Annotated in this window: 22 protein-coding genes and 1 pseudogene; 11 read left to right on the top strand and 12 right to left on the bottom strand. The window is 49.7% G+C overall.

The features are described from left to right. Positions 1 to 134: 134 nt before the first annotated feature. Positions 135 to 680 carry a YsnF/AvaK domain-containing protein gene (locus KQP84_RS24980; RefSeq protein ID WP_309140118.1) on the bottom strand — a complete coding sequence of 182 codons (546 nt, stop codon included), beginning with the start codon at positions 678 to 680 and terminating at the stop codon, positions 135 to 137. Positions 681 to 703: 23 nt separating this feature from the next. Beyond that, positions 704 to 1,123, bottom strand: a complete 420-nt coding sequence (locus tag KQP84_RS24985) for a hypothetical protein (RefSeq protein ID WP_252515132.1) — start codon at positions 1,121 to 1,123, stop codon at positions 704 to 706. Positions 1,124 to 1,852: 729 nt separating this feature from the next. On the opposite strand from KQP84_RS24985, the gene KQP84_RS01790 reads away from it, so the two are divergent. Next, entirely contained in the window at positions 1,853 to 2,071 is a 219-nt protein-coding gene (locus KQP84_RS01790) for a hypothetical protein (RefSeq protein ID WP_069729344.1), read from the top strand. A 442-nt stretch (positions 2,072 to 2,513) separates the two neighbouring features. Here the strand turns inward: KQP84_RS01790 and KQP84_RS01795 are convergent, their stop codons facing one another. Continuing rightward, the gene (locus KQP84_RS01795) at positions 2,514 to 3,425 is read right to left on the bottom strand and encodes a LysR family transcriptional regulator (protein ID WP_215844990.1); all 912 of its coding nucleotides are present in this window, start codon (positions 3,423 to 3,425) and stop codon (positions 2,514 to 2,516) included. 115 nt (positions 3,426 to 3,540) lie between these two features. Here KQP84_RS01795 and argC point away from each other — a divergent pair, with 115 nt between their 5' ends. Continuing rightward, complete coding sequence (gene argC / locus KQP84_RS01800; protein ID WP_252515133.1) at positions 3,541 to 4,461, top strand: N-acetyl-gamma-glutamyl-phosphate reductase; 921 nt, start codon at positions 3,541 to 3,543, stop codon at positions 4,459 to 4,461. Positions 4,462 to 4,717: 256 nt separating this feature from the next. Here the strand turns inward: argC and KQP84_RS01805 are convergent, their stop codons facing one another. After that, positions 4,718 to 5,299: a hypothetical protein gene (locus tag KQP84_RS01805; protein WP_215844992.1), complete on the bottom strand. Its 582-nt coding sequence runs from the start codon at positions 5,297 to 5,299 to the stop codon at positions 4,718 to 4,720. 597 nt (positions 5,300 to 5,896) lie between these two features. Between KQP84_RS01805 and KQP84_RS01810 the strand changes: the two genes are divergently transcribed. Beyond that, positions 5,897 to 6,205 (top strand): hypothetical protein, encoded by a 309-nt coding sequence (locus tag KQP84_RS01810; RefSeq protein ID WP_252515134.1) that lies wholly within the window; start codon positions 5,897 to 5,899, stop codon positions 6,203 to 6,205. Between the two features lie 287 nt (positions 6,206 to 6,492). Here the strand turns inward: KQP84_RS01810 and KQP84_RS01815 are convergent, their stop codons facing one another. After that, the gene (locus KQP84_RS01815; protein ID WP_215844993.1) at positions 6,493 to 7,827 is read right to left on the bottom strand and encodes an aminotransferase-like domain-containing protein; all 1,335 of its coding nucleotides are present in this window, start codon (positions 7,825 to 7,827) and stop codon (positions 6,493 to 6,495) included. 81 nt (positions 7,828 to 7,908) lie between these two features. Then, on the bottom strand, positions 7,909 to 8,109 hold the full coding sequence (locus KQP84_RS26070; RefSeq protein ID WP_370661476.1) for a hypothetical protein: 201 nt from the start codon (positions 8,107 to 8,109) through the stop codon (positions 7,909 to 7,911). On the opposite strand from KQP84_RS26070, the pseudogene KQP84_RS01820 reads away from it, so the two are divergent. From KQP84_RS01820 to KQP84_RS01840, 5 genes and pseudogenes are all read left to right on the top strand, one after another. Beyond that, a pseudogene (locus KQP84_RS01820) lies at positions 8,024 to 8,823 on the top strand (DMT family transporter). The gene KQP84_RS26070 and the pseudogene KQP84_RS01820 overlap by 86 nt on opposite strands. Positions 8,824 to 9,635: 812 nt before the next feature. Further along, positions 9,636 to 9,932: a JAB domain-containing protein gene (locus tag KQP84_RS26385; RefSeq protein WP_309140119.1), complete on the top strand. Its 297-nt coding sequence runs from the start codon at positions 9,636 to 9,638 to the stop codon at positions 9,930 to 9,932. A 682-nt stretch (positions 9,933 to 10,614) separates the two neighbouring features. Next, positions 10,615 to 10,815 carry a hypothetical protein gene (locus KQP84_RS01830; protein ID WP_252515201.1) on the top strand — a complete coding sequence of 67 codons (201 nt, stop codon included), beginning with the start codon at positions 10,615 to 10,617 and terminating at the stop codon, positions 10,813 to 10,815. Between the two features lie 89 nt (positions 10,816 to 10,904). Further along, positions 10,905 to 11,177: an XRE family transcriptional regulator gene (locus KQP84_RS01835; protein WP_215844994.1), complete on the top strand. Its 273-nt coding sequence runs from the start codon at positions 10,905 to 10,907 to the stop codon at positions 11,175 to 11,177. Between the two features lie 482 nt (positions 11,178 to 11,659). Beyond that, a complete protein-coding gene (locus KQP84_RS01840; RefSeq protein WP_215844995.1) occupies positions 11,660 to 12,124 on the top strand; it encodes a hypothetical protein in 465 nt (154 codons plus the stop codon). A 181-nt stretch (positions 12,125 to 12,305) separates the two neighbouring features. Here the strand turns inward: KQP84_RS01840 and KQP84_RS01845 are convergent, their stop codons facing one another. From KQP84_RS01845 to KQP84_RS01850, 3 genes are all read right to left on the bottom strand, one after another. Beyond that, a complete protein-coding gene (locus KQP84_RS01845; protein WP_215844996.1) occupies positions 12,306 to 12,656 on the bottom strand; it encodes a hypothetical protein in 351 nt (116 codons plus the stop codon). A 184-nt stretch (positions 12,657 to 12,840) separates the two neighbouring features. Next, a complete protein-coding gene (locus tag KQP84_RS26080) occupies positions 12,841 to 12,948 on the bottom strand; it encodes a hypothetical protein (protein WP_370661466.1) in 108 nt (35 codons plus the stop codon). Then, positions 12,906 to 13,838, bottom strand: a complete 933-nt coding sequence (locus KQP84_RS01850; protein WP_252515135.1) for a hypothetical protein — start codon at positions 13,836 to 13,838, stop codon at positions 12,906 to 12,908. The genes KQP84_RS26080 and KQP84_RS01850 overlap by 43 nt, the downstream gene beginning before the upstream one ends. 1,172 nt (positions 13,839 to 15,010) lie before the next feature. Between KQP84_RS01850 and KQP84_RS01855 the strand changes: the two genes are divergently transcribed. Then, complete coding sequence (locus KQP84_RS01855) at positions 15,011 to 15,160, top strand: hypothetical protein (RefSeq protein ID WP_215844997.1); 150 nt, start codon at positions 15,011 to 15,013, stop codon at positions 15,158 to 15,160. Between the two features lie 378 nt (positions 15,161 to 15,538). Continuing rightward, a complete protein-coding gene (locus tag KQP84_RS01860; RefSeq protein WP_215844998.1) occupies positions 15,539 to 16,075 on the top strand; it encodes an LPD29 domain-containing protein in 537 nt (178 codons plus the stop codon). A gap of 555 nt (positions 16,076 to 16,630) precedes the next feature. Here KQP84_RS01860 and KQP84_RS01865 read toward each other — a convergent pair. Then, on the bottom strand, positions 16,631 to 17,131 hold the full coding sequence (locus tag KQP84_RS01865; protein WP_215844999.1) for a lytic transglycosylase domain-containing protein: 501 nt from the start codon (positions 17,129 to 17,131) through the stop codon (positions 16,631 to 16,633). A gap of 415 nt (positions 17,132 to 17,546) precedes the next feature. Here KQP84_RS01865 and KQP84_RS01870 point away from each other — a divergent pair, with 415 nt between their 5' ends. Then, the gene (locus KQP84_RS01870; protein WP_215844870.1) at positions 17,547 to 17,948 is read left to right on the top strand and encodes a relaxosome protein TraM; all 402 of its coding nucleotides are present in this window, start codon (positions 17,547 to 17,549) and stop codon (positions 17,946 to 17,948) included. Between the two features lie 46 nt (positions 17,949 to 17,994). Here the strand turns inward: KQP84_RS01870 and KQP84_RS26085 are convergent, their stop codons facing one another. Together KQP84_RS26085 and KQP84_RS01880 are read right to left on the bottom strand one after the other, a co-directional pair. Continuing rightward, positions 17,995 to 18,492 carry a helix-turn-helix domain-containing protein gene (locus KQP84_RS26085; protein ID WP_370661469.1) on the bottom strand — a complete coding sequence of 166 codons (498 nt, stop codon included), beginning with the start codon at positions 18,490 to 18,492 and terminating at the stop codon, positions 17,995 to 17,997. Next, positions 18,473 to 18,778: a helix-turn-helix domain-containing protein gene (locus KQP84_RS01880; protein ID WP_215845000.1), complete on the bottom strand. Its 306-nt coding sequence runs from the start codon at positions 18,776 to 18,778 to the stop codon at positions 18,473 to 18,475. The genes KQP84_RS26085 and KQP84_RS01880 overlap by 20 nt, the downstream gene beginning before the upstream one ends. Positions 18,779 to 18,899: the final 121 nt, after the last annotated feature.

The following is an 18,899-nucleotide window of genomic DNA, read 5'->3' on the forward strand; positions in this document are numbered from 1 at the left end:
TAAAGCCGCCATTGAGCAGGTTTTCAGGGGCCACTGTGAACGAAAGGTACGTACAGTAGCCGGTAGTTAACAGATGAAAAAAGCCCGCACATCTTGATGCGGGCCTGAGCGGTGGCTATCGCCAGGGAAATAAATTACGGCTTTTTGAGCTTGTCTTCGACTTTCTCTTTGGCTTCCGCAATTTTGTCGCCAGCCTTGTCGGCTAAGCTTTCTTTGTGCTCCGGGTGATCCGTTCGTGCCTGACCTGACGTGACGTCATACTCTCTGGCATTATCTGAACCGGATGCCTCCGGCAATGTCCCGGCATTATGAGCTGTGTCTGAGGCCTGCGCGGTATCTGCATGATCGATATCCACTTCCTGACGGCGCACTGAATCACTGACCGTCTCCACCCGATCGCTTTCATCTTTACGTACCACCACTTCTTCTTTGATGTGCGCCGTTTTGTTAATGACGGGTTGTTCATGGGTTTCAGCAACTTCTACCGTTTTTTCTGACCAGTCAACGCTGTCCGGCGAGCCGGTTTCACTGAGCGGGCGACGGAAAATTTCGGCGTGCTGCTCGCGCAAGGAGATATTTTCCGAAACGCGATCGGTAACGGTATAGCGGCGGACACGGGTGGAGCCCTCACTGACCAGTCGCTTACCGACTTCCAGTCGTTCTTCAGCCAGGCGAAGCACGTCTTCCTCGCTTTCATCACCGGTCAGTGATGTCCGTACTGCATCCGTGCCGGTCTGGTTACTTTTTCCCCCGGAGGCGAAGTAAGCTCATCATCAGTCGTGTAATCAGCGGGGGCCGCTGCGCTGCGCCCTGTAAGCTCCTCATGCGCATCCAGAATACCCAGCGCGCGCGGGGCCTCATCCTCATCGGCACGAAGCGACAGAACCACCCCGCCGGTTCGCAGCGCATCTTCGTAAACTTCTTCCTGGTCTTCCTCAAGGGTGTTGCCAAACAGGCGTTGCCAGAAACCGGGATGACGCGCTTCATGCCCCTCAGAACGGAGGCGTTCGCCTGAGATAATATCAATATCATCATCGCTGAAGCCGGCCTTAATCAGGTTACGCTTCGCACCTTCCGCCAGAGTTAAGGTACTGAACATCGTTACGATTGTTTCATGAGCCATGGGTCTCTCCTGGGTGACAGTTCAGATGTGTTATATCCTGCAACGGTTGTACATACGTACCTTTTACCGGGTCCCGCGGGCATAACCCTTTAAGCGGGCTGCGGGCCGGCGTGCTTTTAGCCGGGTCTTATGCCCGACCCGGGCGACAGAAAATATGTTCCCCTGCCAATTTTCCGGCGAAATCACTGGCACGTACACAAACAAGCCTGGCATAACCTGGAGAAACTGACGGAAAGTGCCGGGTGAAGAGGCCGTGATGAGAAAAATGACGCAAACCCATGCGGCTCGTCATAAATTCGTAAGCAAAAGCTGGCGGTTTCTGAGAAATGACAGCGTTTTAAACAGACGGGGTAACAATACAAGATGAATCTGCCCGCGCCTGGTTTCGCGTAGCCCTGCTGAATACTGCTGCAGGAAAAGGAATAATGGCCTTTTTTAAAAGGAGTTTCATCAGCACCTCGCAGACTTCTTCTGGCTCGCCGGCAAGGCAGGAAACCAGCCCTGCAGCGCTTACTGGCCGGAAACTGATGGCGAAGGGCTGAAACTGCGCAGCCGGAATACGCCTCGCTTGCAAACAAGAACTCTTTAACCAGAATCTACAGCTGCACAGAAAGTATGAAATGTGCACCTGCGAGAAATCCTTGTCACTTTTGCCCGCTGCTTATTTGCGGGCTTTTTTCGTCTTCACTCACCAGGACAAAGAGCGGCCGGACAGATAACGGAGCATTCATGACAGTGAAATCAGCAGACTATGTAAATAACGGCGGTAAGCATTATGCGAATGATGACACGCAGTTCAGTGTCTCAGGCCATCAGCAGGCAAAACCGGAGCTGGAAGAAAAAATCTGGTCGCTGTTTGGTGAACCTGAAGCCGCGGCGGATAAAAAAGAGCAGGAAGCCATTCGTGAAAAAATCTGGCAGCTGACTGAAGACAACAGTGAGAAATAATCTGGCTGGCGCGGAATAAAACCATAGTCAGGTTAAATCTATATTAAACAAAGAATTAATGAACCTAACGCAGACATTACGCTCTACAGTTAATGCGGAGGTCTCCTCTGTAACGAATTTTAACCCGCCCTGTGCGGGTATTTTTTGCCCGCAATCCGCAACAAAAGAATAAACAGCCAACGCATCGCACCTGCCGATTCCCCGGCAGCGTCGGGTCGTGAGCACTGTTGCGCTTACCGGCTGGGGTCTGATGGCAACGGCAGTTGTCAGCCAGAATCTGGTCCGGTGGGCGATGCTGTAGCCTCAAATGAGGGAGAGATAAGCGAAAATGAGCGGATGTCTGAAGTTTTTACAAGCTAATTAATACAGGGAAGGTCCGCTATGAGCGAGAAGCGGACGTTACTATCAGCATTCCGTGTGAATCAATGGGAAGCAGGTCACACTATCTATAATTTTGATTTAACCTGGTGTTCCCTGCAAATGCACTCAAGACATTAAGCAGTTGTTGTACTGAAAGGTCGTTTTCACTATCTCGACAGGCTATTCCTAACTCTCTCCACAACGCAGGTTTTAATGGACGAATGGTAAAGCGCTCACCATTGTAAAATGATGCATAAGATTCAAGAGGTAACAACGTGGCTCCATAATCCGCGGTTACCAGGCTCTTAATCGCATCATTGTAATCAAGTTTAATACGAGGTGTCGGACAATGGCCGCTTAATGCAAACCAGCTGTTTATGAGTTGTGATAAATGGGTGCCAGAGCCATTAAGAATCAGAGGTTTCTCAATAATCCAGTCAGGTGTCACTTCATCCGGGACTTTCCATTTTGAGGGCAGAAAAGCGACAACAGGATCACGGCTCCATGCATTAATTCGCAGACCGTTGACCCGAGTTTGTGGTAAGGCCACGATGCCTATATCCAGTGAACCAGTCTTTAGCTGTTCAAGGGTTTGTTGAGAGGTAAGTACACTAATTTGTACATCAATATGGGGATGAGACTGAGCAAGTATCTTAATCGCTTGAGGAAGGAGATGTGCGATTGCTCCGGTAGATGCACCGAGTCTGACCCTTCCTGTTAGCCCCTGAGCTTGACGAGAAATGTCATCTAGCGCAAAAGCCGCATCGGCAAGTAATTTTTGCGCATGCCTGACCAGATTTTCTCCAATTGCTGTCGGTCTGATTTTACCTCGAGCTCGTGACAGTAATTTAGTCCCGACACGGCTTTCGAGTTCAGAAATATGCAGGCTGACTGTCGGAGGCGACAGATGCAGGCGCTGAGCTGCCTCAACAAAGGAGCCCGTATCGGCAATAGTAATCAGTGTACGTAGTTGATCAAGATTAATTTCACGCATGCAAATACATCAGAAAAAATGAATTTGACATTAATGTAATTCAACTTTACCCACACTTAAACCTGAAACATCATCAGTGCTCTGACATACATATTTCAAGTTTCAGGAGATGACAATGACACATGTTTTCATTGATGGAGAGCAGGGCACAACAGGACTGCAAATACACGAGCGCTTGCGCCACCGTTCTGATATTACATTAATGACCTTGCCTCCCTCGCAGCGTAAAGACAAACGTCTTCGTGAGGATATGCTGAACAGTTGCGATATCGCGATCCTGTGTCTTCCCGATGAGGCCGCACGTGAAGCTATAGCGTTAATCAATAATCCTCAGGTACGGGTGATTGATGCCAGCTCAGCACACAGGGTTTCAAATGGATGGACATATGGTTTCCCTGAAATGAGAGCGGATCAACCTGACAGAATCAGGGAGGCTAAACGGGTGACGAATCCTGGGTGCTACCCAACAGGCGCAATAGGACTGCTTTTGCCTTTGATCAGTGACGGCCTGGTATCTGCGGATTATCCTGTTTCAATTCACGCAGTGTCAGGTTATTCAGGGGGAGGAAGAGCGGCAATAGATTTCTACGAAGGAAATAATGCAGAGGCCGCTTCTTTCCAGGTTTATGGTTTAGGGCTCAAACACAAACACGTGCCAGAAATCACACGTTACGCGCATCTCACATTTGCGCCCTTCTTTATGCCTTCTTATGGTGCGTATCGTCAGGGAATAGTACTGAAAGTCCCATTACATCAACGAATGCTTGCTGGAGGAGCTGATGCAGCGATGGTGCATAACTGCCTCTCTCAGCATTACGCCAACAGTAAGTATGTAAAGATTACGCAGCATATCAATTCAGGGGAAGCAGAACGTATAAACCCCGAATCTCTTAACGGGACTGACAACATGGAGCTCGGTGTGTATTCAAATCCTGACAATGGTCAAATATTGCTGACAGCAGTATTCGATAATTTGGGCAAAGGGGCATCGGGAGCTGCGGTTCAAAATTTAAACCTTATGACTGGCGTTGTATAAAATGGCCAATGTCCGCTTTGAGCGATCAACAGACATTGATAACAGCGCTCTGTGTTAATTAACCGGGGTGGTCAATTGGTTAATTTGACCCATCCTGACGTAGTCAAAATTTGTGTATGGCACTGAAGCGCTCAAAACGCTGACGAACTAAATCTACGCAATATTTCGAAAAAGCCCTAAAAATCGTCAAATCTGAAAATGTTTAGGGCATTCCCTTTTAAGTTGAATAGTAAAAGAGCAGGTCCAGATGCTTTAATCAATATCTTGAGAGGGAGTATGTCAATGTTGTCGCGTCAAAACCTATGATCATAACATTCACGTTACCCAGTCGCAGTTGCTGCTGACTTGGTGGAATAGCAAATGTCGTTGCATTTGGAGGCAGATACGAAGTATGTCCTTCAGGAGCATTTAACGTTGTGACCGTTCCCGTGGTGTTGGTCTGATAGCTACCTGAACCATAATAATTGCTGCCTGACATCCGACCATATGTATTGCCATTAGTGTAGCTCTGCGCATTGATGGTGGATGTCGACATGCCATAGCGACTCATGGTTGATTCGTTCGAGCGTGTTTCCATTTCAACCACAGCAAATCCCAGATATCCGTTTTGCTGAATTCCTAGATAACGTAATTCACTAAAACCCCTGTCAACTTTACCGCCAAACACATCGGCGTGACCAAAGGCGTTCGGCAAGTCAGAAGATTTATCAGTTTTGAAAACTTCACCACCTACATATGTTTTGAGAGGAGTGTTGGTCGGTTGTTCTAACGACTCATAGTTTTTTATGGAACTGCATCCTGATAGAAATATTGCTACTAGTAGCCATCCCTTACGCATGTTTTTCTCCTGATGTATTTAGCCATCAGATAATACTGAAATATTGAAATTTATCGATTGTTACAACAATTTATTATTTCGTGCCGTTATTTTTGTGGGTTTTCACTTTTGCTTGATAGCGTTTGGCGTTATCAATTTCCGCTACTGGCACAAAGCAGACAGGTGCTGGTCGATCGGGAAACGGACGTTCGGCATGCGTTCTGCCTAGTGAACATTAATGCCAATTCATGGAGTAAGCACGTAGCCGCTCGTATTGTCGGCCCTACTCCCAGATGACTATCGCTGAGGTTTGGCCTAGCAATTAAGTGCGGTCCACTTCCGTCATTTCTGCTGTCTCAAGCCGTTCATCTATACTGACTCTTGCCGTGGTCATTTGCATAGGAGGCCGCGCCGCAGTCAACATTTTCATTCTGCTGACACAGTCAGACGCGTACCGGCTGCAAAAATCCTTATGGCATTGCAAGAGGCAACCCAGCGCAAAGGAAAAGCGTTTAAATGACGTGACCGTGTAAATGCAATAATTAAACAGATTGTTCCTGGTTTATATCCCAATAAAGCCTAAAGAATAAAAACTTTTATTTATCCGGAAGATAACTAATGAAAATAACCGAGTTTGTCTATTCCGCCTTAATTGGACTTGTCGCCAGCTGCCGTTCCATGACGCCGATGGCGGCTCTCGCTGCAGCACGTGTTGGCGGGCGCGACACATCGGGCAGTCTCCTGCTGCTGGACCGTCCGCTATTCAAATACGGCGCGTTAGCGATGGGTGTAGGTGAACTATTTGGCGACAAGATGAAATCCGCGCCAGACCGCACCGTGTTGTTGGGCTTATCAGCACGCGTGGCCAGCGCAGGGATTGCGGGCGCCGCGTTGGCACCCAGCGGAGAAGAAAAACCGGGGCAGTGATCGCTATCTCTGCCGCTGTGCCACTTGCCTATGCCACGCTTGCGGCACGCAAAAAGGCCATGGCAGGAATGGGGCAGACCAAGAGTGGCCTGATCGAAGATACGCTCATCGTCGCTATCGGAACAGCAGTTGTCTTCTTCGCCACGCGCCCAAATCGTAGTTAAACGCACTCAGGCTTCAAAGGATGATCCCGGCGAGCCATCATGAAAAGGTCGGTGACGGCGTCTGGTACAGCGCGGACTGACTCCCAGGCTGATGTCCGCTATGAGCGAAAAGCGGACATCAATTCAAAAATCCCTTTCATACTCAATAGTCTCTTTAATCGTAGTGAGTGCCTCGCTCAGCTGGTTCATTGTGACTGAGCCAAGAGCGAGGCGAATAGCGTGCGGCACGCTATCTGAGGTGCTGAATGGTTCTGCTGTGGAAACGGAGATGCTTTGCTGCATTAACCGGTGGACAAGTCTGTCAGCCCTTACCTCCTGAGGAAGCAGTAACCAGATGAAGTAAGAACTTGAATTACTTATCCAATCACTGTTCTCCAGTATTTTTCGGGCCAGCGCCTGACGCTGACGGGCGTCCCGTTTTTTCAGCGACTCAAAGCGTTTTATGGTGCCATCTTTAATCCAGCCGCAGACAATCGAAACCATGAGAGAGGGTGTGTTCCAGGTCGTTGCCCTGATAGCCCGCTCCAGGGCGCTTCGCATGCCAGCGGGGCATACTACGGCGCCTACACGCAGGCCTGTGGCAATACTCTTGGCAAAACCGGTTACGTAGACCGTTCTTTCAGGCGCATAAGTGGCAAGCGGCGGTGGGGGACGGCGGGCAAGAAAAGCATAGGCCGCATCTTCAATGATGAGCAGATCGAATGTTCTGGCAATCAGGGCCAGCTCCCTGCGCTGGGCATGATTCATAACCCAGCCAAGCGGGTTATGCATTGTCGGCATCGTATAAACCGCACGCAGGCGCCTGCGCTGGCAGATATGTCTGAGTGCAGTCAGGTCCGGTCCGCTGGCACTGGCGGGTATCGCCACAAGTTCAAGGTGGTACAGGCTGGCCAAAGCTTTGAAGCCGGGATAGGTCAGCGCGTCAACAGCCACCACATCGCCGGGTTTCAGCAGCCCCATCACGGCAATGCTAAGGCCGTGCTGCGCGCCATTGACGATTAAAACATCATCGGCTGAAGTATTCAGGCCGGTGCAATTAAGCCATGTCGCGATTGTCTCCTTGTCGCTTTGTCTGCCCGCATGAGGCTGGTATCGCATCAGGGAAGCCAGATCGCCTGATGTGGTCAGCTGTCGCATTGCGTCGCGTAACCGTTCTGACTGATCCGGCAGGGAAGGATAGTTGAAGTTCAGATCGAGCACATCTGACGCCACTGCGTGCTGATCTAACCCCAGCCCCGCAGGCAGAGAAATCTCCCTGACGAAAGTCCCTCTTCCGGTTTCTCCGCTCACAAGACCCATGGCTTCCAGCTCAGCGTAAACGCGGGTAGCTGTTGCAAGAGACATGTGTTTTTCAGCCGACAGTGCTCTGTGAGTAGGCAGACGTGTGCCCGGCAGGAGCATGCCGGCTCGGATAGCGGATGCAAACTCATCCACGATGACTTTATATCGCGCTTTCATGAATTGTATCTATGACGATTATTTGATTGTAATGAATGCTGGAACTTAGCATAGGGGGTGTCAACTTTATAAATAAAAACATTATTCGAACTGTACGAGGTCTGGTGTGGCCAAAAACAGGGTAAGTAAAACCAATTCAGCTCTGAAGTCAGGCTGGTTAAGCGGGCTGGCGGGAGTGGTCATTTTCAGTGGTTCTTTGCCCGCAACCCGCATAGCAGTACAGGAAATGGATCCCTTTTTTCTGACTTTTTTGCGTGCTTCAGTTGCCGGTGTGCTGGCCATTATGCTGATCCCTTTTTTAAGACAGACACGCCCGCAGCGGAGCCAGCTGATTTCCCTGATTATCGTTGCCCTGGGCGTAATAGTCGGTTTTCCTCTTCTGACAGCAATGGCGCTGCGACATGTTTCCTCGGCACACTCCGTTGTGTTTCTAGGGCTTCTGCCCATGGCAACCGCTATTTTTGGCGTTGTCAGAGGAGGTGAAAGGCCCAGGCTGGCTTTCTGGATATTTTCTGTAACCGGCAGCCTGCTGGTGATGGGATTCGCCTTATTCCAGGGCGGGGCTATATCTGCAACCGGCGATCTGCTGATGCTGGCCTCGGTCGTTGTGTGTGGCCTCGGCTATGCCGAAGGCGCGAAGCTTTCGCGTGAGCTGGGGGGATGGCAGGTTATCTGCTGGGCGCTGATCATTGCGCTGCCTGTGATGTTGGTTGCCACCATTGAGACAATACCGGAGGGCATAAGTAATATAAGCCTGCCGGTATGGCTTGCGCTGGGATATGTATCTCTGTTCAGTATGCTGATCGGTTTTATTTTCTGGTACAGGGGCTGGCCGCTGGGGGCATCGCCGCTGTAGGGCAATTACAGTTGCTGCAGCCGTTCTTCGGTCTCGGACTTTCGGCAATGCTGCTGTCTGAAACGGTTAGCCCGGTGATGATTATGATAACGCTGGGCGTGATCCTTTGTGTAATCGGCTCGCGCAGATTTGCACATTAAGCCACAGCCACTTCTCCTGTCTTTTGAGATTCTTATAATGTCCGCTTCTGGCACTTAGCGGACATTAATATTAACAGCCTGATGGCCCCCTTCGGCTCTCCGGCGCTGCCGGCTCGTCAAGCCCCACTCCGCTAACCAGCAGAGCCGGTAAGCTCCGCCGAATCTCTTCGGGTTTCGGGCCTGCCGGCCAGGGCCTGATGGCAACGTCCGGGTCAACCCCTGCAGCTGGCTGGTGCCAGCGCGCTCACTGGCCACAAAAGACGTGGCCGCTGCGGACCGGCCCGGCACCGTGGTGTGCCGTTCCGGGGCCGTGCCCTGTTCATCCTTCCGCGTTGTGTTTTGTTCCCCTGAGCCCCTTCGCCGTGCAGAAACCTGGCACCCGGGCGTCTTCACGCAAGGGTCGCACGCTAAACGGCTGCACCCGGTCCCTGCGGGCTGCGGCTTTGCCGTTTCCCCCTGCGTTCAGCATGATGCCCGGTCGCCCGTTCTGCCCTCACGGCGAGGAACTCAGAGAAACATCACTTAAACCAGAACGGGAGAAACAACATGTCACAGCAGAACGTCAACACCACGGCTTCAGAATCTAAAGAATCATCACTGGAAATAGCAGGAGAAAATGTCAGCTTTTTCAGCAATCTGCATGTAAGGGACAGACAGGGCAATTATGTTATGGCTACCGCCAGCCAGATCCTTACAGAGGCCACACGCGCGATAGATTTTCGCTATCCGACCGGCACCTTTTTTGACTCATCGGCTGCATCAGCAGAATTTTTCGGGCAAAACTGGCCGGGTGTGAAAGGGAAGTATTTGCTGTGGCGTTTCTCAATAACCAGCATCAGCTTATGGCGTATGAAGAGTTGTTTATGGGCAGCATTGCGTCTACGGAGATCCATCCCCGGGAAGTGGCCCGGGCAGCATTACGCAATAACGCAGCTGCAGTGATCCTGAGCCATAACCATCCTTCCTTCAGCACGGAGCCGTCGCGGGCAGACGAACAGATAACAGCACGCCTGAAAAAAGCGCTTGAGCTGATAGGTGTGCGGGTAATCGACCACATCGTGGTGGCGGGTAATGATGCTGTATCAATGGCAGAGCGAGGGCTTGTCTGATTAGGGACAGAAAAGAGGCAGGGTATAAGCCCTGCCAGATTCCGCCCCTGGTATCTACGACGAAGCCGGGGCATCAGAGAAACATTGATCACAGAACGGGAGATTAACATGTCTGCAGAGCAAACCTTATCACTGGATAACCAGCCATAAAATCCGGAATTAAGCAATAAGCATGCGGTGGCGGTGCTGGAGTTTGACGTGGGCTACTGGCTGGGGCCGGGCATGATCACAAACCGCTGGCAGCAGACAAACTTACAGGAGTGATCACATAGAAATTCATGAAGAAAGACAGCTCAGTGCGCGTAAAAACGTCACTGTGATTGCGATCCATACGGGTGAAGAACGTAAGTTTCATTTCTGCCGGGAACTGACGGGGCCAGATAACAATTTATGGTTTCCCCTGTACGTTAACAAAAGCCTGCTTGAAACGGTTGAAGCCGCGCTGACAGGTCACGGCATCGCGGAAAACATCACGCGGCTGAAGCCTGTCAGCAGGGTTGCAACGTTTACGGACTGGAACGTCATATACAATTGCAAAAGCTAACCCGTGTCTGGTGGTATAGCCTGGCGCATCAGGGCGAACAAATTTTATACGGCACGCCGGCTTTAAACCGTGCCGCCGGGGTATAATAACCGCATAGGATTCAGGGACTCAATCCCGACCCCGCAAAGAAAGAGACCGGTGTCTGCAACCGATATGAACGAACCTGATACCGTGAAAATTAACGCTGAAATTGCCAGGCTGATGGCGGAAACGCAGAGGCTGAATGCTGAGGCGAACAAATTTAACCGCGAGACGCTGTGGTATCCGCTTGCCGTAGCGAGTGGTCTTTTGGGTGCCGTGGCAGCCGTTACGGCCATTATCATTAAATATATCGCGTAAATGTCCGGCGGGAGGGGTTACCTCTCCCGTATCTCTTATGCGAAAAATAACCAGCTTCACCCTCCTCTGCCAGCTCCTTAGAGCAACTGATGAAGCCGCTCGGCTACACCAACGGTCAGATGGCTGCGCTCTCTGGCGTTAAAGACGGCAACCAGTGGCGAAAATACACCGGTAGTAATCCGTCACGCAGCATGTCTGTTCCCGCACTGTTTTATCTGGCGGCGCAGCTTTCACTGACACCTGATGATTTTGAGCGCGTGCTGGAAAAAATGCGCAGCATTGGCGCAGACGTTACTGCTGAAGAAATCGCCCCCAAAACGCATAAGTCTCTGCCTTCAGTGCCGACTGCGGCCGCGGCTTAAAGCATGCGGCCCTGTGGGCCGGAAAAAGGCCGGTGCTGACGCACCGCCTCTCTCTCTTCGCCTGCGCTTTCTCTGTCCGGAGGCTGTCTCCCGATCTTCTCTCTGATTCTTGCGGCTGCTCGTTCTTCTGCTGTGCCGCAGCTGCTTTGTCAGCTTTCTTTCCCTGAAGGTCAAAGTTATCAAAAACATGATGGCCCCCGTCTCCCCGGCATGGCCGGGTCGTCAGCCCCACAGCGCTAAACGGCAGAGCCGGTTAGCTCCGCCCGTCTCGGGCCTTACGGCTGGGGTCTGATGGCAAACACCAGAAACAGTTCCTGCGATTAGGATTCGCAATATGCATCATTCGCTCTTCAGTTCGGCAGGGTGAGTTAATGCTCCGCGTTTTACAGCCGATACTCAGTGAGTCTTGTGAATGAAAAGCCTGTCGTGTGTTCAGGTTAGATAACGTTACAGAAATTTTTATCGACAAGGATTTCGGATATATGAAACGTGGAATTTTATTAGGCCTGTTAGCTTTGCCCTTAACACACGTAGTCGCAGCCACTCAGTTGATAGTCTGTGAACCTGCTTCGAAAAATGACAGGTCAGCCACAGGCATCTGGCCTGTTCCATATCTGTGGCAAAACAAACTCTGCTTCAATATGAAAGCTCAGGCAGGGAATACGTGTGTAAAAAATGGACTGACAGCCATATGGTATAGCGAGGCAGTCATCGTCTCCGTCGATGGAGAGTCGCTGGAGCGAGATGATACATGGTTTAGAGTTGCAAGGCCGACTGTCAATGAAAGAGAAATTGAATACAAAATCGAGGCATCCAGAGATAAAAAAGATTGGATCATCATGTCAAAGGTCACTATTAACCTCATCTCCGGTCAGGCGGTTGACTGGTTAATCAATGAGCATGGCGGAACATCTTATAACTGCCATCTTGAAGGCAACAAGCTTTGACAGGGTCTGTTTTACTCCACTCTGAACACACTGTTCAGTTTGCAATCGGTGCGGAACGCGCCGTCAGGTTGGCCTGATTTGCGACGTTCCCAATTTAGCGCTTTATGAGCGGTTTTCTGCAAATTATCCTGACAGGTTAGCGGTGGATTACCGCTAACTTAAATACTCAAACCTAGATGTATTAATTGTCAGAATCAGGTTCAAAACTATTTATGAACTGACCAATGCTATTCTTATACAGTTTGTAGGTCATATTTACCTTATCACCATCAGAAAACTCATAAGTCCCGTGGCAGATAAGCTTGTTCACCTCCCCTTTAACAGTCGTTTGATCGTACAAATCAATAACAGTTGGGTGGTCTGCGTTGTTCTCAATTTCATTGTAAGACCCGAGCAGCATTCCTCTCACTTTCGGATCATTGCAGTCTACCTTTGAAAAGTCACGGTCGGGATCTGCAGAAGCTGTATGTGAGAATAAAGAAGCAAATAATGATGCAATTACTACAATTTTAATCGCGCGAACGTTAATCATATTATTTCCTGGATATTATCTTGTTCTGAAACGGCAAGCCTTAAGTTCCGCCGAATCGCAAAGGGATGCGGTTCGGGCATGGCTGCAGGGGTTATGGCAACGACAATAAAAACCCCTGCACGCTGGCACCAGCGCGATCACTGGCCAGCAGCCTGCAGGGTGAATCCTTGCTGTCTTATCTGGGCTACTGGTTTTTAATAAAGCCGGTTCTTGATACTGTCATCTGTGCCTGACAGTCGACCATTTTTTTCAGCTCATAGTCACTGCCCGGCATTGAGACTTTGCCGCACATAGCGTCTTTGGTTTTAATCCACTGTCGCTGAGAAGGGAGTAGCTCTTTTTCTTGGCAGGTGTTAACGATCCCCAGGCGGTATTCAGATCAGAGTCTGCGTTTGCGAATTGAATCCGGGATTGCGCAAGGCTGTCAGAACTCTGCTGCTGAGGCTGCTGATAGGATTGTTGTGGGGCACGCTGTTGTAGCTGTTGAGCCTCCTGATCAGCTTTCTCCTGCGCATGAAGCTGTGCCTGCCGCTGAATTTGCTGATCTGCTTCATACTTAGCCTGTTGCTGGGCTTGCAGCTGAGCCTGCTGTTGGGCCTCAATCTGACGTTGCTGGGTATCTTTAGCCTGCTGGACTTTCTGCTGCTCAACGATGGGGTTGATGATGGAAAGTGCAGTTATCAGACTCACTCCCATTGAAACAGGGTTTTCAGTTTGCGCTTTGACGAACACGTTTTTCTGATCGTCAGTCGCCTGAGCGGTGTAGCTGATGCGCTTTGAAAAAACGTTCGCGTTATTTTCAAGCGACAGGCCTTCCAGTTGCTTATCCAGATTGCGGTTGAAGTTCTTACGATACGCCTCAGAAAGCTGAGCGTATTCTTCAGCTGGCAGCGTCATAGACACCGTCGCTTCACAGGTTTTCATAGAGCTGCCTGTATCACTTGAGGTTGTCGAGATCTCAGAAAGCACCAGCTTGATTTTGTCTAAGGCACTTCTTTTGGTCTGGCTGGTAACGTCCTGATATTTATCGACCTGCTCGGATAAATCTTCAAAAGCCGCCTTCTTGATCAAATCAAGGAAAGCAGACTTAGTCATGTCAGAAGAGCAGCCAATCACTTCTTTATTGTTGTCACAACCTGTAAGCGCAACAGCGAGTAATAAAGCGGCGTATTTGAGTCTCATGAGTTCCCTTAGAGTAAGTTATCTGATTTAAGGGTGGGCCAGTGTCTATGGGTAAGGTGACTTAGCTGTGGATCTATATCCTGTGAAACTGACCTGCCTAATACATGCACATATCGGCATTCATGATCAGAACTTTAAAAATAACGGCTGCTGATGCGTAATCAGACGCATGGCGTTAATACAGGTGATTCACTGTCTCAGAAAACGGAAAGAAAGTTGTTGAATGAAGACTGGCGACGATGGGTTAGTCTTTGCTTAACAGAATGAGTGAAGACTCTGCTGGTGGCAGGAATAAATTTTTAACCACATCATGGTTTTAACCACCAAAACAGGAATGAGTGGCGGGTTCAATCTTAAAAGAGTGCGCGGTTAGGTAAAACTACACACCACCAACTAAGGCTTTCATGTTTTTCACCCTCAACTAAAAGCAGGCCAATAGATCGCAGTAAACAATGGTCTAGTTATGTCATTTATTCTCATCTGAACATTGTTTGAGTGTTGCTCTTCTCTATAGCCGCCTTCTCAATGACCGGTCTCAGATGTCGTCAGCGCTGGTGGCTTTAATCCAGTGCATCAGGTTCGATATATACAGGGGCAGTTAAAAACTCATGGCCCCTTCAGCTCCCCGGCATGGCCGGGTAGTCTGCCCCACTGCGCTAACCGGCGGACCGGTAAGCTCCGCCGAACCCCTACGGGTTTCGGGCCTTCTAGGATCTGATGGCATTGGCCATGGCAGCCCCTGCAGCGGGCTGGCACGGGCGCCTTCACTGGCCACAAAAGGCCGTGGTCGCTGAGGATGCCCGCGTTGCGGTCGGGTGTGTGCCTGCTCATCTCCGGGAGCTGTGGTCATGTTGCGGTATGTTCCAAGCGGCGGGCGAATCAAAGCACCGTCATTCATCAGATACAAAAGTATATAAACGCTTCGCGCCCCTGTATCTGCTACCTGCCGGTGCTTCTCAGTCCTTTGCCGCGAGGAGCTAACCGAAACATGAATTGACCACCTGAAGGAGAACTAGCATGCACACACAAAACGTCAACACCGTCGCTTTCGAATCTTCCAAAACATGGGTTAACGGTGAAAAAACCACGATTTCCGCCTCTCAGGGCCAGAAAATCTGCGTCAGCGCGAACGAGCTGCACACGCGCTGGCATGCCCCGGGGAGAAGGGCAAGATGGTCACACCTGCAGCAGGGGCGCACTGCCCGCCGCGAAACGGCAGCTATGGCGCGGATGTGCTGCTGCTCAATGAAGCCGATGTGTTGGCGCTGATGACCGCGGGGCATACCGCGCTGCCACGTCTGGCGAATTCTGCGGCGGCATGACGGCGCTGTACGACCTGGGGGATCTCTCACGGAGCGTTACATCATCGCCAGCCGTGGTCAGATTTTTTACCGCACGGACTCATGGCAGAAAGTCCGCAGAGAATATATCCGGCGTGCCGCTGAGGTGCTGACGGAAGAAGCTCAAAAGTTTCTCGATAACTTTCACGCAGTGCGGGCGGCAGGGCTCGATCATTACCAGGCCAGCGACGTCGCACGCGGCATCATCTCATTGGAAAATGCCCTGAATCCTGCATGTGAAAATTAGGCAACTGCCGGCGGCACTGAGGCCATCGTAAACGACAGTCCCTTCTGAAAACGCCCGGTGGCCTGCCAGAGTCGGGTCGCACGACATTATCATCAGCATTAAGAAAAACTGATATGAAAATGCAAAATGCGCAGCCAGTCGTCATCGGCCAGGTTGTCAGCACGGTTCTTTACAATCGCGGATGGGGCGTCATTTTCGCGGTTCACGGCGAGCAGGAACTGGGGTCACTTTCGGGGTGCGTTTCGTACGGCGGCAGTGCAACATTTGATATTGCCTTCGGGAGCGGAGAAATATCCCGCGCGCTGCCTGAAAGTATTCTGCACGGTAAGCAGTGGAGCATATTTCCGGAAATAAAAAACGGAGAAGAAACCGCCCGCACCGTAAAAAACGCAGAGGCTGAACAACGCCGGAAAAAGCAGGAGTGTGAAGAAGCCGTGCGTCAGTATAAAGCGGAATGTCAGCGGATCAAAACGACACCGGAATATGCATCACTTTCTCAGGATAAAAAAGGTGCGGTACAGGTAACGGGGAATATTCGCAAAGAGCTTAAGGCAAAATTTCCGGGCGTTAAATGCTCCGTTGGCAAGCGGGGTTATGGCAGCGTAAGTGTTAACTGGACCGACAGAAGAAGAATTAAAATCCGTGACTGATAAATACAAACTCAGTTATTTTGATTGAATGCAGGATATGTCTGTTTCCAGCGCATCTCCTTTTAACCGGACTTACGGCGACGTGGGCTACGTCTTTACCGACCGGGGTTACCCAGGTGCTCTGAAGCAAAAACGGTGGATGTTATCGCTAAAAATTTGGCGACAGTCTGGGCGGTGAAGGAATTACGCTGGCGCGTTACAAAGCGGGTGAGTTTTACCGGGTAGGGCGGGACTGTTTCTGGCACAGTCAGGGCATTCAGGCCAAATTAACAGAGCACTGGCCGAAATAAAATAATAATCAGAAAGGAACAGGCTGGCTCCTTTTTTTGCCTGTTATCCGCCGCCGGTATTTAACCGGAGAAGCATAATAATAAACCTGTGCAAAATACTCCTGCGGTCATATTTAAAAAATATCTTGGAGCGTTATGCGTGTTACCCTTTCCCGGCATCGGCCGGAACGGGTAATTCTGTGCACGAGCTGCATTGCCGTCTTTAATTAACGCCGGGCACAGAGTAAATAACTCAGGTGCGGCCTTCATTATGTCCCGCGTTCATTTAATCATGTGTTGCCGTGCGGGGGATTTTACCTGACTTGATGGCTTTGTAATGTCCGTCGATAAGCATGGCATAGTTATAGCGGGTCTTTATGGTTACCGGAATGTTTTTCATTCCAGCATTATACATGCCTACCGCGAGCCATGTTGTGCCGTACTGATTGAAGTTTCGGCGCAGCAGCATAGCCCCAATATAAATATTCAGGCACGGATCGCTGAGCAACTTTTCTTTGCTGAGTCCGGGATATTCTTTCTGTAATCCACGCATCGTCACCGAATTAATCTGCATAATGCCGTAATCGCTGCTGCCGGGCTTCCCGCTCTTTGACCGGTTCGTATTTACTGCTGCCGGGTTATAGCGGGATTCCTGCCAGGCGATAGCACGCAGATAGTCCGGATCGATGGAATACCATTCACCGGCTTTGATAAAACAGTCCGCATTCACGCTGGCTGAGTAAATGCCTGTAGCCAGCAGGGCTGCAGCGTGTCGGAATAAACGCATTGCGGCTCCTGATTTGAAAATTTCGGGGGTGCTTGTTAACTCAATAATATCATAAGAATAAGGGTTTTTTCACACCACTCGCAAATTTATTTTTGCTTATTTATGTCTTTAATATCAGTGTATTATGTTAATTTTGTGGGAAGTTTAAGCGCTATTGTGGTTGCCAGTTGGTTGCCGGCAGCGTTCTTGTTGGTGGCCAGTAAGTTGCTTTCAGGCAAAATCATTAAAAACATATATTTAAAGAAAATAAGATGCATAAAATTGCCCGATTGATGCCTTGAAATTTCCTTAAGGAGGCTATACGGTTGCCGGGTGGCATCCATAAAAGTAACTGTTTTAGACAGGTGTTACCCAGTCTGAACTCATCTGATGAGCTGTTTCCGGAACGTTATAAAACCTTAAGGCAGAAATAAATATGAATGACGAAAATTCATCTAAAAGAAACCGCGTCTACCTTACTGTCCCGTATTCATTGCTGGAGAAAGTTGATGCGCATGTGGAAAAAATGCTTGAAGACGGTGAGTCTCGTGATACTGCAAATCGATCATCTTTTGTAATGGAAATGTTCAGGCTCGGCCTGAGAGTGCATGAGAATAAAATTAATAAAGATGCTTCAGCAAAGACGCTGGATCAGAAACTGGAGTTAATTGCTAAAAATGCGCTTATGAACGGTTTCATTATAGATGCGATTTTCGGCATCATGAAGGAAACTATTGACTCTTCTAAAGTCGTCAGGAATGAAATGCTACTTGACCCTGACTGGCCAAAAGAAATGAAGGAAAGAGTGGCTGGTAAATTACTTGAATTCTTCAAATAGTAGTTTTTTTGCCTGGCAGGATCTGGAGTGTGTCAGGCAATTTTATTCAGCTTTCATCCTTGCTGTCTGATCCTTTATCCTTCTTCCTGAGTTCTTCTGTCTCTCTTTTTTGTGCATCACGAATATATCTGCGTAGCGTGAGCGCGTTGATTCCGTACTGCTTATAAACCTGCTTTCGCGTATGTCCGTCGCGCAGAACGGCATTCACAGCCTGATCGCGATCGCGTTTAGACAGCACGTTTCTGTTATCGTACTTGACGCGTTTTTCATTAATTTCAGGCGAATCCTTCTTTTTACTCCATGCCCGCTTTACCGTCGCGACCGTCACCCCAAGAATATCGGCGGTCTGCTGAAGTGTTTTACCCTGAACGCGCAGGCGAACCGCATAAGCTTTTAAATCATCCGGTATGGCCCTGTATTCCTCGCGCGTGCCGACGTATTTAATAAGCGTATCAATAGTAATGCCATATTCGGTGCAGATATGTTTGCGGAGTACACCTTCCTTTAACTTCTGCTTTATGCTGTCAACGTCTTCTGCCGTCAGTTTTTTCTTTTTCGCGCGGAATAATTTCTTTCCCGTCCCGTTCGGCTATTTTTTTAACGGCATGATAAATCACCGCGCGTGATACACCGCACGCCTGTTCAATTTCTTCCAGCGTCAATTTTGGCTCAGCGTGATACATGGCCGCAATCAGTTCCCACTGCTTCCAGCGATAATCCATTGCAGAACTGCCTTTGCGTTTTTTTATCAGCTTATAAATATAAGCTTCAGAACAGCTCTGCTCTTCGCATATTTCCTTTACGCGCCAGCCGAGCATGACGCGCTCCATAATTTTATCCGCGTCCGGGCTGTCTTTCCTTTTGTTCGTGGCGGAAGGAGCGCTTTTTATTTCCCGCGTAGATATGGGATTTATTAATCCCGACGCACAGTTATTTTCAGGAGCACTGTCA

The organism is Candidatus Pantoea bituminis (assembly GCF_018842675.1).
Taxonomy (GTDB): domain Bacteria; phylum Pseudomonadota; class Gammaproteobacteria; order Enterobacterales; family Enterobacteriaceae; genus Pantoea; species Pantoea phytostimulans.

Coding starts and splice junctions, on each gene's coding strand:
- KQP84_RS01870 (WP_215844870.1), top strand. CDS start 17,547: ATGAATGACGAAAATTCATCTAAAAGAAACCGCGTCTACCTTACTGTC.
- KQP84_RS01795 (WP_215844990.1), bottom strand. CDS start 3,425: ATGCGTGAAATTAATCTTGATCAACTACGTACACTGATTACTATTGCC.
- KQP84_RS01835 (WP_215844994.1), top strand. CDS start 10,905: ATGAAGCCGCTCGGCTACACCAACGGTCAGATGGCTGCGCTCTCTGGC.
- KQP84_RS01805 (WP_215844992.1), bottom strand. CDS start 5,299: ATGCGTAAGGGATGGCTACTAGTAGCAATATTTCTATCAGGATGCAGT.
- KQP84_RS01810 (WP_252515134.1), top strand. CDS start 5,897: ATGAAAATAACCGAGTTTGTCTATTCCGCCTTAATTGGACTTGTCGCC.
- KQP84_RS24985 (WP_252515132.1), bottom strand. CDS start 1,123: ATGGCTCATGAAACAATCGTAACGATGTTCAGTACCTTAACTCTGGCG.
- KQP84_RS01855 (WP_215844997.1), top strand. CDS start 15,011: ATGGTCACACCTGCAGCAGGGGCGCACTGCCCGCCGCGAAACGGCAGC.
- KQP84_RS01860 (WP_215844998.1), top strand. CDS start 15,539: ATGAAAATGCAAAATGCGCAGCCAGTCGTCATCGGCCAGGTTGTCAGC.
- KQP84_RS01845 (WP_215844996.1), bottom strand. CDS start 12,656: ATGATTAACGTTCGCGCGATTAAAATTGTAGTAATTGCATCATTATTT.
- KQP84_RS26070 (WP_370661476.1), bottom strand. CDS start 8,109: ATGGCCAGCACACCGGCAACTGAAGCACGCAAAAAAGTCAGAAAAAAG.
- KQP84_RS01880 (WP_215845000.1), bottom strand. CDS start 18,778: ATGGAGCGCGTCATGCTCGGCTGGCGCGTAAAGGAAATATGCGAAGAG.
- KQP84_RS01865 (WP_215844999.1), bottom strand. CDS start 17,131: ATGCGTTTATTCCGACACGCTGCAGCCCTGCTGGCTACAGGCATTTAC.
- KQP84_RS01840 (WP_215844995.1), top strand. CDS start 11,660: ATGAAACGTGGAATTTTATTAGGCCTGTTAGCTTTGCCCTTAACACAC.
- KQP84_RS01850 (WP_252515135.1), bottom strand. CDS start 13,838: ATGAGACTCAAATACGCCGCTTTATTACTCGCTGTTGCGCTTACAGGT.
- argC (WP_252515133.1), top strand. CDS start 3,541: ATGACACATGTTTTCATTGATGGAGAGCAGGGCACAACAGGACTGCAA.
- KQP84_RS01815 (WP_215844993.1), bottom strand. CDS start 7,827: ATGAAAGCGCGATATAAAGTCATCGTGGATGAGTTTGCATCCGCTATC.
- KQP84_RS01790 (WP_069729344.1), top strand. CDS start 1,853: ATGACAGTGAAATCAGCAGACTATGTAAATAACGGCGGTAAGCATTAT.
- KQP84_RS26080 (WP_370661466.1), bottom strand. CDS start 12,948: ATGTGCGGCAAAGTCTCAATGCCGGGCAGTGACTATGAGCTGAAAAAA.